13 protein-coding genes are annotated in these 14,861 nt (G+C 54.1%); 10 read left to right on the top strand and 3 right to left on the bottom strand.

Features of this window, described 5'->3' with window-relative positions:
• Positions 1–26: 26 nt before the first annotated feature.
• Positions 27–917, top strand: coding sequence for a hydrogen peroxide-inducible genes activator (locus tag F3F93_RS09180; protein ID WP_176958883.1), 891 nt, complete (start codon positions 27–29; stop codon positions 915–917).
• Between the two features lie 224 nt (positions 918–1,141).
• Here the strand turns inward: F3F93_RS09180 and feoB are convergent, their stop codons facing one another.
• On the bottom strand, positions 1,142–3,196 hold the full coding sequence (gene feoB / locus F3F93_RS09175) for a ferrous iron transport protein B (protein WP_194335025.1): 2,055 nt from the start codon (positions 3,194–3,196) through the stop codon (positions 1,142–1,144).
• A 316-nt stretch (positions 3,197–3,512) separates the two neighbouring features.
• On the opposite strand from feoB, the gene F3F93_RS09170 reads away from it, so the two are divergent.
• Positions 3,513–5,156 (top strand): cation:proton antiporter, encoded by a 1,644-nt coding sequence (locus F3F93_RS09170; protein ID WP_176958882.1) that lies wholly within the window; start codon positions 3,513–3,515, stop codon positions 5,154–5,156.
• A gap of 31 nt (positions 5,157–5,187) precedes the next feature.
• Here the strand turns inward: F3F93_RS09170 and F3F93_RS09165 are convergent, their stop codons facing one another.
• Positions 5,188–6,147 carry a calcium/sodium antiporter gene (locus tag F3F93_RS09165; protein WP_176958881.1) on the bottom strand — a complete coding sequence of 320 codons (960 nt, stop codon included), beginning with the start codon at positions 6,145–6,147 and terminating at the stop codon, positions 5,188–5,190.
• 39 nt (positions 6,148–6,186) lie between these two features.
• Positions 6,187–7,068: a phosphoribosylaminoimidazolesuccinocarboxamide synthase gene (locus tag F3F93_RS09160; RefSeq protein ID WP_176958880.1), complete on the bottom strand. Its 882-nt coding sequence runs from the start codon at positions 7,066–7,068 to the stop codon at positions 6,187–6,189.
• Between the two features lie 231 nt (positions 7,069–7,299).
• Here F3F93_RS09160 and F3F93_RS09155 point away from each other — a divergent pair, with 231 nt between their 5' ends.
• The 8 genes from F3F93_RS09155 (at position 7,300) to F3F93_RS09120 (ending at position 14,791) form a co-directional block, all read left to right on the top strand.
• Positions 7,300–8,469: a cation:proton antiporter gene (locus tag F3F93_RS09155; protein WP_176958879.1), complete on the top strand. Its 1,170-nt coding sequence runs from the start codon at positions 7,300–7,302 to the stop codon at positions 8,467–8,469.
• A 108-nt stretch (positions 8,470–8,577) separates the two neighbouring features.
• Positions 8,578–9,993, top strand: coding sequence for a sodium:proton antiporter NhaD (gene nhaD / locus F3F93_RS09150; RefSeq protein WP_241697075.1), 1,416 nt, complete (start codon positions 8,578–8,580; stop codon positions 9,991–9,993).
• Positions 9,994–10,336: 343 nt separating this feature from the next.
• The gene (gene rpmE, locus F3F93_RS09145; RefSeq protein ID WP_176958877.1) at positions 10,337–10,549 is read left to right on the top strand and encodes a 50S ribosomal protein L31; all 213 of its coding nucleotides are present in this window, start codon (positions 10,337–10,339) and stop codon (positions 10,547–10,549) included.
• 17 nt (positions 10,550–10,566) lie between these two features.
• Complete coding sequence (gene rplU, locus F3F93_RS09140) at positions 10,567–10,875, top strand: 50S ribosomal protein L21 (protein ID WP_176958876.1); 309 nt, start codon at positions 10,567–10,569, stop codon at positions 10,873–10,875.
• Between the two features lie 3 nt (positions 10,876–10,878).
• Positions 10,879–11,127 (top strand): 50S ribosomal protein L27, encoded by a 249-nt coding sequence (gene rpmA / locus F3F93_RS09135; RefSeq protein ID WP_176958875.1) that lies wholly within the window; start codon positions 10,879–10,881, stop codon positions 11,125–11,127.
• A gap of 153 nt (positions 11,128–11,280) precedes the next feature.
• A complete protein-coding gene (gene obgE / locus F3F93_RS09130) occupies positions 11,281–12,360 on the top strand; it encodes a GTPase ObgE (RefSeq protein ID WP_176958874.1) in 1,080 nt (359 codons plus the stop codon).
• A complete protein-coding gene (gene proB / locus F3F93_RS09125; RefSeq protein ID WP_176958873.1) occupies positions 12,341–13,480 on the top strand; it encodes a glutamate 5-kinase in 1,140 nt (379 codons plus the stop codon). The genes obgE and proB overlap by 20 nt, the downstream gene beginning before the upstream one ends.
• 42 nt (positions 13,481–13,522) lie before the next feature.
• A complete protein-coding gene (locus tag F3F93_RS09120; RefSeq protein ID WP_176958872.1) occupies positions 13,523–14,791 on the top strand; it encodes a glutamate-5-semialdehyde dehydrogenase in 1,269 nt (422 codons plus the stop codon).
• The last annotated feature ends 70 nt before the right edge of the window (positions 14,792–14,861 follow it).

The following is a 14,861-nucleotide window of genomic DNA, read 5'->3' as shown; positions in this document are numbered from 1 at the left end:
ATTGATGGTGATTCAGGAGGTGTGCCGTGACCCCGACAATCAAACAGTTGAAGTATCTCATTGCACTGGATGAGCATCTGCATTTTGGCAAAGCATCGGCGGCCTGCTTTATTTCGCAGTCAGCCTTCAGCATTGCCATCAAAGAGCTTGAAACGGCACTGAATGTACAGCTGGTTGATCGCACCAATAAGAGTGTTGTTATAACCGAGGCGGGGCGAGCGGTAATGAGTCAGGCGCGCCACTGCATCCGTGATCTGGAAGTGCTGATGAGTATCGCCAGCAGTGAGCAGGAGCCGTTGAGTGGAAAATTGACGCTGGGCGTTATACCGACCATTGCACCGTTCCTGTTGCCGCCATTGATCCCTGAGGTGCTGAAACAATTCCCCAAACTGCAGCTCTTCCTGCGTGAGGACAAAACTGCCGTGATTCACGAACAGCTGCTGGATGGCAAGCTCGACCTGATTCTGGTTGCGCTGCCGTTCCAGATGCGGGGTGTAACGGTGATGCCGCTGTTTGAAGACCCCTTTCTTCTTGCCTGTCGTCGGGATAGCCGATGGATCAACAATGCCAGGCTGGATCTGGCTTCACTGCCTGATGAGAGCATTCTGTTGCTTGAGGATGGACACTGCCTGCGTGATCACGCTTTGGAGGCGTGTCATCTGCGCAACACCAATCAGATCAACCGCTTTGCTGCAACAAGCCTGCAGACACTGCTGCAGATGGTTGTCGCGGATCTCGGCATTACATTCGTACCTGCTATGGCGAAAGGGGCATTGATAGGAGGAAACGCTGCATTAGAGCTGCATGCGCTGCCTGAACAGCATAGTCGTGAAATCGGCCTGGCATGGCGAAAAGGGAGCAGTCGAAGTGATGAGTTCACCAAAATAGGTGAGTTGATTCAGCAGCTGCAGCAGTAATTAAAGTTTCATCGCGGGAGTCTGGGAAAGAAGTCTTAGTAAACCAGAACTGAAGACGCGTCTTCTCTAGCTATGATGGTGGGACTGTTTGTTCATTTCTTTTGATTCGGGCCATCCAATGGCCCTCACCGTGCAGGCGAGCTAAAGCTCGTCCAAACGGCTCCTGCCTTTTTGTCCAGAAAAGAAACGAACCAAATTAAGCCCTACGGCTATCGCATTTAAACTTAGATAAGGGTTTCGATGCCGGTGAGGGAGAAGCGCACGATCAGGGCGGTGATCAGGGCAACACCAATGGAGAGGGCGATGGAGAAGAATGCCTCTTTGCGGCCGATCACCTTGAGCATCACAGCAAAGGTGGAGATGCAGGGGATATAGAAGAGCAGGAAAACGAGAAACGTGGTGATCTCAATCCAGTTCATCACCAGCCCCACTTCAAAGGTTCCGAGTGCCTGATAGATCATCACCAGCGAGAGCTCTTTGCGCAGCACACCAAAGAGAATCGGTACACCGAGTGCCACAGGCAGGCCGAGCGCCCAGACGGTGATCGGGGCAAGCGCTGTGTTGATCACCTGATCCGCACCATAGAACTGCAGCAGCGCAAGGATGACACTGCCGCCGACCAGCAGCGGGGTGACGATGGTGAGAATATCACTGGTACGGTTCCAGGTGGAGTGTAGCAGTGGCTGCATCTTCGGCCAGCCGTAAGCGGGAATCTCCTGAATCAGACCGGGACTGATCTCCGGATAGCGGTGCGAGAGCAGGCGACCGAGAATGGCAATCACCAGCAGACTCAACGCAAAGAGCAGGAATACACCGAGCACTCCGAGATACTTGGCACCGAGCGCAAGCACAATAGCCGAGCGCGCCGAGCAGGGGACAAAGGTGATCAGCAGTGATGCGACCACACGGTCGCGTCCACTGGTCAAACCTTTGGTGGCGGCAATGGCCGGTACGTTACAACCCAATCCAAGCAGGAAGGGTACAGCTACCTTGCCATGCAGACCGATGGCGTGGAAAAAACGGTCTACGACAAAGGCGATGCGGTGCATGATGCCGCTCTCTTCCAGTGCCACCAGCATCAGCACCAGTGGTAGCATGTAGGGGATCACAATACCGATCAGGCCGATCAGGCCATCCACCACAGCGCGGCCGACCACGCCTGACGCGGTCTCCGGTTGCCAGCCCGAGACCATATCTGCCAGTCGGGCTGCAGTCATGGCATCGAGTGTCGTGCTGACCTCAAAGACCATAAACAGCACGGCGGCAAAGACGCCGAGTGAGCCAACAAGCCCCCACTTCGGATGCAGGAAGAGCATATCCAGGCGCTCCTCCCAGCTGATTTTCGGTTTATGTACAAATCTGGCGACACTCTCAAACAGCTGGGCAGCACGATGGTGGCGGTCGGCCTCCACCTCTTCAGCCAGAGAGCGGGGTAGCGCCTCCAGCGCCTCGTTTTGCAGTGATTTCACCTCGGCAAGCGTATCCGGGAAATGGCTTGCCAGCTCATGCATAAAATAGCTGTCGGCCTCCAGAAGGTGCATGGTCAGCTGGTTTTTCGGCATAGCAAATGCAGTCTGGATCTCGGGAGTGTCCAGCCGCTGCTGCATCTTTGCCGCCCACGCCATGATATGCGGATTGGGCAGCTGCGGCAGGGGGCAGCTGCGCTTGCGTGCGCACTGCAACACCTGGTCAAACAGCGCGGTCAGGCCGTGACCTTTGAGGGCGACGGTAGGGATGACAGGCACACCGAGTTTTTCCGAGAGGGCCTCAATATCGATCTCAACCCCTTTGCGATGTGCCTCATCCATCATATTCAGCGCCACGACAACCGGCAGCCCCAGTTCAGGCAGTTCAAGAGCCAGTTCAAGACTCTGCTGCAGGGCGCTGGCATCAATCACATAGACGAGCACATCGGGTCTGGAGAAGGGGGCGGGAGGCTCAGAGCGTTCATGACGCGATACCAGTGGTCGCGCATCGCCCCAGAGCAGGTATTTCAGCGCCTCAAGATCAGCACCGGCAAGATTGCGCAGGCAGTGAAGATCAGGCAGATCCACCAGATGGATCTCATCAACGCCAATCTGTACCGGACACTCGGCATAGGGTTTCTGGGTGCCGGAAAGTTTACCGGTCTGGTAACTGGTACTGGCTACGGCATGGAAGATGGTGCTCTTGCCACTGTTGTGCTGGCCGACCAGTGCCACGCGCAGCCGGTTGGCTCCACGGTAGAGGTGGCGGTGTAGCGTGATGGGCTGACTATTATCGGAATCGTGGCTGTTCAAAACGGAATCAGACTGAGAGTCGCAGGCTACAAGTCAAGAATATCCTCTTAAGGAAACTCTGAATAACTACGTCCATGTAGTTTTTCAGCACGCAAAGGCAAAAGCGTGGTTTTTCCTTTGCTTACAAAACCAAGCACTTACTGTGCATGATTTTGGCAAGCCATCCATGGCTTGCACGGATACCCTGACTTTTTCAGAGCATCCTTAAATTTGCAGTTTGGCTGTTTCTGCAATATGTTAGAGATAGGGACGCAGTTGTCTCAACTGCGTCGAGGGAGGGGCAAGAGAGCAGCGGCACGATATCAGTGGAGGTGCGATGACCTATAGCTATCTTAATGAAGCGCTGATGATTCTGCTGGCCACGGTTGCTGTGGTGGTTCTCTTTCTGCGCATCGGACTGCCTCCGATTATCGGTTATCTGGTGGCAGGGCTTCTGGTTGGCCCCTACGGCTTCGCACTGATTCATGATATCGAGCATATCAAAACCTTCGCCGAGTTCGGCGTGGTCTTCCTGCTCTTTACCATCGGCCTTGAATTCTCCATTTCGCTGCTGATTCGCATGAAAGGGTTGGTGCTGGGATTGGGCGGAGCACAGGTACTTGTCACCACGGCGGTAACAACGGCTGTCGCCTATTATGCCGGACTGAACGTTGAGAGTGCGCTGGTGCTTGGCGGTGTGGTGGCGATGTCCTCAACTGCACTGGTGACCAAGCAGCTGGTGGATCAGGTGGAGTTGCATACACGCCATGGACGTAACAGCCTCGGTATCCTGCTGTTTCAGGATATGATGGTGGTGCCATTCCTGATTCTGGTGGCCAATATGAGTGGCACGGCTATCGAGCTCACGCCGACGGCTGTGCTGATCATCTTCGCCGAGGGGGTGCTGGTACTGGGGTTGATCTTTGTTATTGGCCGCCGGGTACTGCGACCGCTGTTTCATGAGGTGGCACGTTTCCACTCTGCTGAAGTATTTACCCTGACCGTGCTGCTGGTTGTGCTCTGCTCCTCATGGCTTACCCACTACATCGGCTTGACCTTTGCCCTGGGTGCTTTTCTGGCCGGCGTGATGCTCAGTGAGACTGAATTCCGGCATCAGGTGGAGTCGGAGATCCGGCCATTTCGGGATGTGCTGCTGGGACTCTTCTTTATCACTGTAGGTATGATGCTCGATATCGGTTCGCTTCCTGAGGTTTGGGGCAGGGTGGTGCTGCTATTGGCCGGACTGATGCTGTTCAAGCTGCTGCTGGTTGCCGGTTTGTGTCGGATGTCCGGTTATAACGGTGCGGTTTCGATGCGCACCGGGCTGATTCTGGCCCACGGTGGCGAATTTGGTTTTGCCATTCTGATTCTGGCGATGGATGGCGGCATCCTCAATACACCGGAGGGGCAGATCGTGTTGGCGGTGATGCTCTTCAGTATGGCGCTCTCGCCGCTGCTGATTCGCCATAATGGCCATATTACGGCGCGCCTGCTGCCACAACAGATGGCACGCAGTCGTGATGAGATCAAGAGTGAAATTCTCGATGCCACACGTGGGTTGGATCATCATGTGATTGTCTGCGGTTTTGGCAGGATCGGGCAACATACGGTGATGATGTTAAGCGCCGAGAAGATCCCCTGCATGGCCATTGAACTGGATCAGCAGCTGGTGCGTGAGGGGAGAGCCGCTGGTCAGCCTGTCTCCTATGGTGATGCGGGCAGTCTGGAGCTGTTGCATGCCTGTGGTCTGGCGCGGGCATCAGCGCTGGTGATCAGTACGATTGATCTCAATACAACGATGAAAATTCTATCGCGGGTACGACAGGGTTATCCGAAGCTGCCGATTGTGGTGCGTACACGCAAAGAGATTGATCTCTATCGACTCTATCAGGCCGGGGCAACCGAGGTGGTCGCTGATACCTTCGGCAGTGATCAGATGTTTACGCAGGAGATGATCAGGCGCTTCAAGTTAAGCCGGTGAGATTGCTTTTGCCTCACGCCTTGCGCCACGCCTACGACTGCAGATAGAGCAGGTAGAGGTAACCGACAAAACCGGAGAGCAGCAGGCCGCCCTCAAAGCGGTTGATCTTGCCACCCACCTTAAAGCCGAGGGAGACAACCAGAAGGGCAATGGTGAAAGCGAGCATGATCGGAAAATCACGCATCAGCGCTTCCTGTGCAAAGGCTCCGGGGTAGATCAGTGCAGGCATGGCCAGTACGGCCAGCAGGTTGAACATATTTGAGCCGATAACGTTACCGATCGCCAGATCAGCTTCACCTTTCACTGCACCGGCAACGGAGGCGACCAGCTCAGGCAGGCTGGTGCCGATAGCGACAATGGTCAGACCGATGATCAGATCACTGACGCCGAAGAAGTGGGCGATCTCCACTGCACCCCAGACCACCATGCGTGAGCTGATGATCAGCACGACCAGCCCGACGATAAACCAGAGGATGGAGCTCTTCATGCTCATCCCTTCCGGAATCGATTCGGTGAACTCCTCAACCATGGGGTCATGGCGATCCTTCATGCCGATACGGGTGATCCAGCCCATCATCAGTACCAGTCCGATGATCAGGATGATGCCATCAATCTGGCTCAACACACCATCAGCAAGCAGGGCAAAGGCGAGAAAGGTGACCAGCATCAGTACCGGCATCTCACGCCTTAGGGTCATCGACTGCACTGCCAGAGGAATAATCAGGGCAGTAACACCGAGTACAAGGCCGATATTGGCGATATTGGAGCCCAGTACATTGCCGATACCCAGATCGCGATTACCATCAAGGGCGGCCATCGCCGCTACAATCATCTCCGGCAGGCTGGTGCCGAGGCTGACAATGGTCAGGCCGATCACCATCGGCGGTACTCGCAGGTTTTTTGCTACTGAGGCGGCGCCATCAACAAAGCGATCTGCACCCCAGACCAGCAGTGCGATGCCTGCGATTAAAGCTCCAATTGCCAGTAACATTAAACCCTCCCCTCTCTATGGACTGCTCTACCTATCGGTTCAGCTGGACAGCGTCTTTAATGCCTCAAGGTACTTCTCGGCTGTTTTATCCTTAATTGCATCGGGAATCACAGGGCCAGGAGCCTTCTTGTTCCAATCCAGCGTCTCCAGCCAGTCGCGTACGATCTGCTTGTCGAAACTTGGCGGGCTCACGCCCGGCTTGTACTCGGAGATCGGCCAGAAGCGTGAAGAGTCAGGGGTGAGCACCTCATCGATCAGCGCCAGATTGCCATCGGCATCAAGGCCGAACTCAAATTTGGTGTCGGCAATGATAATGCCCTTCTCCAGTGCGAAAGCTGCAGCCTCCCTGTAGAGCTGCAGGCTTATATCACGCACCTGGGTGGCCAGGTCGCTGCCGATAATCTCGCACATACTTTCGAAATCGATGTTCTCATCATGATCACCAACCGCTGCTTTGGTGGATGGGGTGAAGATCGGCTCTGGCAGCTGATCAGCCAGGATCAGGCCATCCGGCAGCTTGATGCCGCAGACAGAGCCCTGCTTCTGGTACTCTTTCCAGCCTGAACCGATCAGGTAGCCGCGTACGATCGCCTCAATCGGCAGTGGTTTCAGCCGCTTGACGACAATGGCGTGGCTGCGAACGCGCTCACGCTCATCTGCATCAGGAATCGCCTCTTCAAGTGTCATCGCTGCTGAGTGGTTGGGTACGATATGAGCGAGTTTTTTGAACCAGAAGTCGGATACTGCATTGAGCACCGTACCTTTGCCCGGAATCGGGGTAGGCATTATCACGTCGAAAGCGGAGAGGCGATCGGTCGTGACGATGAGCAGATGGTTCTCATCAATCTCATACATATCTCGCACTTTACCGCTATGCAGTAGTTTCAGGCTTTTGATGTCGGCATGCATCATGGCATTCATGGCAGGTTCTCCCGAGGGTGTCTGGTTTACGAAAGCGGCGAAAAATGCCCGATTATTGTGAAACAGACAAGACAAAGAGGGTTATGATATCACAGGCAATGTCGATATGTTATCTGTTTGGCAGAAGGATCGACCACGCCGGGCTGAGTCAGCATGAAGCTTGCTTTCATGATGTTTTATGTAAAACTAATGCTTTAGAAAGGATTTCTTGGCAGACAAAGGATTTTAATTATGCATCTCGATCCCATGATGATGAACATCTCGATCGTGCTCCTGCTGGCGCTGGGCATAGGCTATCTCACCGTGCGTATGGGGCTACCGATTGTGGTGGCCTATATTGTTACCGGTATTATGCTCGGGCCGTCGATGCTCGGGGTGATTGATGATCAGCACATGGTAACCCGTGTCGGTGAGATCGGCGTGGTGATGCTGCTCTTCTTTGTCGGCATGGAGGTCTCGATACCCAGGCTGATGCAGCGCTGGAAAATTGCGGTGATTGGTACAGCGGTGCAGGTGCTGGTCAGTGTGACGGCCTGCGTGGCACTGGTATGGGCCTTCTCGATGCCGACAACGCTTGGCATCCTCTTTGGTTTTGTCATCTCCCTCTCCAGTACCGCCGTGGTGCTGAAAGAGTTGCAGGACTCCGGTGAGATGGATGAGCCGTTCGGTCAGAATGCCGTGGGCGTGCTGCTGGTACAGGATATGGCGATTGTGCCGATGATGATTGTACTCTCCCTGATGGGTGATGGTGAACTGGAGACGGCAGCCCTGATCAAGCAGGTGGTTGGTGGTGTTGCCGTGCTGGCGCTGGTGATCTTCCTGATGCGTACCGGCAGTTTTCATATCCCTGAGTTTCTTAAAGGCAGTGTAGAAAAGCGTGTATTGCTTGGCCTGCTTCTCTGTCTGGGGGCTGCAACATTGACCTCATGGCTTGGTCTCTCCCCGGGATTGGGGGCATTTCTGGCCGGTATGCTGCTGGCCTCCAGCGATCAGTCCGAATGGGTGCATGATCATCTGGAGTCGGTCTATATCATCTTCGTGATGATCTTCTTTCTTTCGGTCGGCATGATGGTGAATGTCGATTATCTGCAGTCGCATCTGCTGCTGGTGTGTGGTGCTACGATGCTGGTCTTTCTCTTTAACTCTGGTGTGAATGTATTTGTGATGCGTGCACTTGGAGAGGATTGGGAACATGCACTGATCACCGGCGGCCTGTTAAGCCAGATCGGGGAGTTCTCCTTTCTGCTTGCAACTGTGGGCGTCTTTGCCGGCATCCTGTCGCCTGAGTTGCAAGAGCTGACGGTGATTGTGATTGCCATGACGCTGCTGTTCAGTCCGGGCTGGATGATGATGGTGAAACGGCTGGCGCGGCGGGATGGTGTTCTTCCAAAGCACGAGTAGACGAATGATAAAAATTGAAGGATATTGGCGCTTGTGCTGGACAGACTCGCATTGCAATGGTTCAAATCTCCCCCGCTCTGGTTTAATATGCTGCGAAAGGAACTAATCATGACTCGAATCTCATTATTGATACCAACGCTGCTGGCACTGCTGCTGCCATCTGTGGCGCTCGCATCCGGTGCTGCGGCCCCGATTGATATGACCACCACATGGTACGGTATCTCTGCTCTGGTTCTGTTTGTTTTCGCCTACGCGCTGGTCATTGCCGAAGAGGCGCTGCATCTGCGTAAATCCAAGCCGGTCATGGTTGCTGCCGGATTGATCTGGATACTGGTGGCTATTGCCTTTAACTCTGTGGGGGATACGCACTCTGCGCATGCACTGGTGCAGCATAATATCCTTGAGTATGCCGAGCTGCTGCTTTTCCTGCTTGCTGCCATGACCTATGTTAATACGATGGAAGAGCGGGATGTGTTTTCAGCGCTGCGGGCATTCCTGGTTTCAAAAGGGTTGTCGCTGAAGAGCATATTCTGGCTGACAGGCTTGCTGGCCTTCTTTATCTCGCCTGTTGCCGATAATCTGACCACCGCACTGGTGATGGCCGCTGTGGTAATGGCAGTTGCCCGGGATAATGCGAAATTTGTGTCGCTGGGTTGTATTAATATCGTGGTGGCAGCCAATGCCGGTGGCGCATTCAGCCCGTTTGGTGATATCACCACATTGATGGTTTGGCAGAGTGGACAGGTTCATTTCCAGGAGTTCTTTGCGCTGTTTTTCCCCTCGCTGGTCAACTGGCTTGTGCCGGCAGCGATCATGGTGATGTTTGTACCCAATGCCGTGCCCGAAGCTGTGAAAGAGGATATTCAGGTAAAACAGGGTGGTTTTATCATTATTGCCATGTTCCTGTTTACGATCGCCCTGGCCGTCTCTTTCCACAGTGTTCTTCATCTGCCATCGATGCTGGGTATGATGACTGGTTTGGGCCTGCTGAAATTCTATGGCTACTGGTTGAAAAAGTCTCAGATGGGCTTTGAGGTGTCGTTCGAAGGCAATACGCAGCTGGATGGCACTCCAGGAGGCCCTCCATTTGATATTTTCCATCAATTGCAGCGCTCGGAGTGGGATACGCTGATGTTCTTTTACGGTGTTATCCTCTGCGTGGGTGGCCTGGGTGCGCTGGGATACCTGAACCTAACCTCGCATCTGATGTATGATCAGCTGGGAGCGAGCTGGGCGAATATCCTTGTCGGCTTCCTCTCTGCGATCGTTGACAATATTCCTGTGATGTTTGCCGTGTTGAGTATGGTGCCTGATATGAGCGTGAATCAGTGGCTGCTGGTGACGCTTACAGCAGGTGTGGGCGGCTCGCTGCTCTCGATCGGCTCTGCGGCAGGCGTTGCTCTGATGGGCCAGGCCCGCGGCGCCTACACCTTCTTTAGCCACCTGAAGTGGACATGGGCTATCTTTCTGGGTTATGCCGCCTCCATCGCTGTCCACTACTGGATCTCTGGTATGGCATTTTAACTGCTGGAAGCTACCACTCTGCAATCTATATATAGTATGATGATTCCGTAGCGGCCCTGGTCGCATTGCGATTGGTGTAGAGAATATCTGTTGGATCTGTGTTAGGGTGCGCCGCAATGGCGGAGTAGTCAGCCGCCAGCCCGGTCTGATGAGGGTGGCCCAACAGCCCTGTTGCATCTGTAGAAGGCTCTGATGGCTATGCCATTGAAGTGGTTGAGAGGGGCAGATAGAAGATTATCTGCATGCAAATCGATCAATCAGAGAAAAACCTCGTTTTAGTGCTTGATTAACCGGAGCAGGGACGCTAGAAATCGCGCCCCTTAAAAATTGACGGAGAAATGACGTGAAAGCAGACATTCATCCAGAATATCTCGCATCCAAGGTAACTTGTTCTTGCGGAAACACATTTGAGACGCGCTCTAGTAAAGGCGACATCCACGTGGAGATTTGTTCTTCCTGCCATCCGTTCTATACCGGTAAGCAGAAGATCATGGACACGGAAGGTCGTGTTGAGCGCTTCTATAAGAAATACGGCAAGCCTGCGAAAGCTGCGTAAGGCGATTGGAGTTTTAGATGTACGCTGTAATCAAAACTGGTGGCAAACAGTACCGTGTTCAGGAAGGTGATCTCCTGCGCGTTGAGAAGCTGGATGTTGAGACCGGAAAAAAAGTAACATTTGATGATGTTCTGATGGTTGGCGAAGGCGAATCCATCAAGGCTGGCGAAGATGCTGCAAAAGCATCGGTAACCGGTGTCGTCACTGAATCAGGCCGTGGACAGAAGATTGTTGTCTTCAAGAAGCGTCGCCGTAAAAACTATCGTTTGACCCAGGGTCATCGCCAGAGCTTCACCTCTGTGCGTATCGAAAAGATCAAGGAGTAAACCATGGCACATAAGAAAGCTGGTGGTTCCAGTCGTAACGGACGCGATTCCAATTCCAAACGCCTCGGCGTTAAAAAATATGGCGGCGAAGCTGTAATTGCCGGCAACATCCTTGTTCGTCAGCGCGGCACTAAAATCCGCCCGGGCGATAACGTAGGCTGTGGTCGCGACTACACCCTGTTCGCTCTGACCGACGGTAAGGTTGAATACTACAAGAGCGCTGGTCGTACGACTGTACGTGTAACTGCCTGAGGGTAGTTAAGCTCAAAACTTTAAAAAGGGGTGCGCTTGTCGCACCCCTTTTTTGTTTGTGAAAAATTCACCACGATGCGCCAGATTGAATGTGCCCAACGGACAATTCATCTGCTGCCTTTGTGGTTCGATGTAAATATGGTGTAATACAGCATGCGATTTATTGATGAAGTAAGGGTTGAAGTACGTGCCGGCAACGGTGGCAAAGGGTGTAGTTCATTCCGACGAGAGAAGTATATCCCCAGAGGTGGCCCCGATGGTGGTGACGGTGGTCGCGGAGGCCATGTCATCTTCGTTGCATCAGCGCGAAAAAACACGCTGCAGGAGCTCTATCTGCGCAAACGCCTGATCGCCAAGAATGGCCAGTCCGGCATGGGCTCTGACTGTCATGGCAAATATGGTACCGATGTTGTGGTTGAGGTGCCGATCGGCACGATCGTGAAGGATGAGGATGGCCATATTCTGGCTGATATGTCTCACGATGGTGAGGAGTTCTTTGTCGCCCGTGGCGGTGCCGGTGGCATGGGCAACGCCCGCTTTGCAACCAGTACCAACCGCGCTCCGCGTTACTGTCAGCCCGGCATGGAGGGTGAGCAGGGCATCCGTTATCTGGAGCTGAAGCTGATGGCCGATGTCGGTCTTGTTGGCCTGCCCAATGCAGGCAAATCCACCCTGCTGGCACGCATCTCCAATGCACGTCCGAAGATTGCCGACTATCCGTTTACCACGATTAAACCGATGCTGGGTCAGGTATTTATGGATGATGGTGACGGTTTTGTTGTTGCCGATATCCCCGGTTTGATTGAAGGGGCGCATGAAGGTAAAGGGCTGGGACATCGCTTCCTGCGTCACATTGAGCGTACCGCCGTGCTGCTGCATATGGTGGATGCGGCGTGTGAGGATGGCAAACCGGTTCGTGAGCAGATTGAAGAGATTAACGGTGAGCTGGCGGGGTATGGTGATGCCCTGACCGATAAGCCGAAGCTGCTGGTATTTAATAAGTGCGATGCACTGCTTGATGAAGAGCGTCTGGCCATCGAAGAAGAGATTGCCACGATGGGGCTTGAGACCTATTTTATCTCGGCAGTCAGTGGCGAAGGGGTGCAGCAACTTCTGCACCGTATCTATGAGCAGGTACTGAATCTGCGGGCCAGACTGGCTAAAGAGGCTGCTGACAGGGAAGCCGATAAAATTGAGGCGATTGAGGAGTTAAATGATTCGTTCGAGGAGTGATCTGGGCCATGCCCGCCGCGTTGTCGTGAAGATCGGCAGCTCGCTGCTGGCCGATGCCGAGCACGGTGTCCGTCAGGATGTCATTGACCGGGTGGTGGATGAGCTGCAGAGCTGTATGGGCAGTGGTGTGGATGTGGTCGTGGTGACTTCAGGTTCGGTTGCGCTGGGTCGTGTGCAGTTGGGCTGGCTGGGGCGCACCCTCTCGGTACATGAGAAGCAGGCTGCTGCAGCCATAGGTCAGCCGATGCTGATGAGTGCTTACGCCAGATCATTTGCCAGACATGGCAGAACCGTGGCGCAGATGTTGCTGACCAAGGATGATTTAAGGCACCGTCGTCGTTATCTCAATGCCAGCAATACCAGTGAAACACTCTTCTCTGCAGGCGTGGTGCCGATCGTCAATGAGAATGACACGGTCGTGGTGGCAGAGATCAAGTTTGGCGATAACGACTCACTTGGTGCACTGGTCAGTCTCGTGGTTGATGCCGATCTGCTGGTGATGCTGACCGATGTCGATGGTCTCTACGATAAAAATCCGACAACACATAGCGATGCCAGGCGTGTCGGTGTGATCGAACACCTGAACGAGGAGCATGTGGAAATGGCCGGTGATACCGGCTCCGCATTCGGTACCGGTGGTATGGGCAGTAAAATATCTGCAGCCAGAGTGGCCACCACCGGTGGTGTCACCGCAGCCATTATCAGCGGCAAGGAGAGTGGCAGGTTATCACGCCTGCTGGCCGGCGAGGATGAGGGCACGCTGTTTCTTTGTGGTGTCGACAGGCAGACACGACGCAAACACTGGATTCTTGAGGTGCTCTCACCCAAGGGCGAAATTTATGTTGATGCCGGAGCTGAGCAGGCCATTGTGGGCAAAGGCAGCAGCCTGTTGCCTGTTGGCGTGAAACAGGTGAGCGGCCGTTTTGATAAGGGTGAGTGCGTAGAGATTGTCGGCGCTGAGGGTGTGATTGCGCGCGGATTGTGCAACTACACCTCTGAAGAGTTGAAGCGAATTATGGGGCACGCCAGCAGTGATATTGAAGCGATACTGGGTTACCGCGATTTCTCAGCGGTGATTCATCGTGATAATCTGGTGTTGTGCAGAGAGGACACTGATTGATCTGAACAGATACTGTTCAGAAAGGTTCGGGAGTATACGAGCATGGAAGTAGATGCGGTAAATATGATCAATGTGCTGGGCAAGCAGGCCCGGGTTGCAGCCAAAGCGATGCGTATGGCCAACACCAGTGCCAAAAACAGAGCGCTGACACTGGCTGCGGCGGTGATGCGGCGTGAGATGAAAGAGATTCTCGCAGCCAATGCGCTGGATATGAAGGCGGCTGATGAGAATGGCCTTGATGCAGCGATGAAAGATCGCCTGATGCTCAATGGTGATCGTGTTGAGGCGATGGCTGAAGGGCTTGAGCAGATTGCTGCCCTGCCAGATCCCGTTGGTGCCGTGGACAATTTAAACTATCGCCCGTCCGGCATTCAGATCGGCCATATGCGCGTACCGCTGGGCGTGATCGGGATTATCTATGAGTCGCGCCCTAATGTGACGGCTGATGCCGCCGGGCTCTGTCTGAAATCGGGCAATGCGGTGATTCTGCGTGGTGGCTCCGAGGCGATTCACTCCAATCGTGCGATTGCCGCGTGTCTGCGTCGTGCGCTGGTGGACAGTGGTCTTTCACAGGATGCGATTCAGCTGATTGATTCAACCGATCGGGCACTGGTTGGTGCGCTGTTGAAGAGCGAGCAGTATGTCGATGTAATTATCCCGCGTGGCGGCAAGTCACTGATTGAGCGTGTCTCTGCTGAATCACGTGTGCCGGTGATCAAACATCTTGATGGCATCTGCCATGTTTATGTGGACAGGGCTGCCAAAGCTGAGATGGCTGTGAAGATTGCCGTGAATGCCAAGACCCATCGCTATGGCGTATGCAATGCCATGGAGACACTGCTGATCCATCGTGATGTGGCTGCTGAAACTGTGCAGGCGCTGGTGCAGGCGATGCTTGAGAAGGGTGTTGAGGTGCGTGGCTGTGCGCAGACACGCGAGTGCTGTGCCGGACTGGATGTGAAGATCGCTACAGAAGAGGATTGGGCCACTGAATATCTGGCGCCGATTCTCTCGGTGCGCATCGTTGATTCACTTGATGCGGCGGTGGATCACATCGCCACCTACAGTTCAGATCACACCGAAACGATTGTCACCGAGGATTATGAGGCGGGTAGCCGCTTCCTGCGCGAGGTGGACTCATCTTCCGTGATGTGGAATGCCAGCACCCGTTTCGCCGATGGTTTTGAGTACGGTCTGGGTGCTGAGATCGGTATCTCAACTGATCGTTTGCATGTGCGCGGCCCTGTCGGACTTGAGGGGTTGACGACGCAGAAGTGGATTGTCTACGGCCATGGCGAGGTTCGTTCTTGATTCACCAAAAGCCGTCCATGGCTTTTGGCTTTGCCACCCATCCATGGGTGGGGTGGCCGCTCTGATTTGG

Origin of the sequence: Mariprofundus sp. KV (assembly GCF_013387475.1) — a bacterium.
Classification (GTDB): domain Bacteria; phylum Pseudomonadota; class Zetaproteobacteria; order Mariprofundales; family Mariprofundaceae; genus Mariprofundus.
Note: the sequence above shows the minus strand (reverse complement) of the source record. Positions and strands in the feature narration are given on the sequence as shown.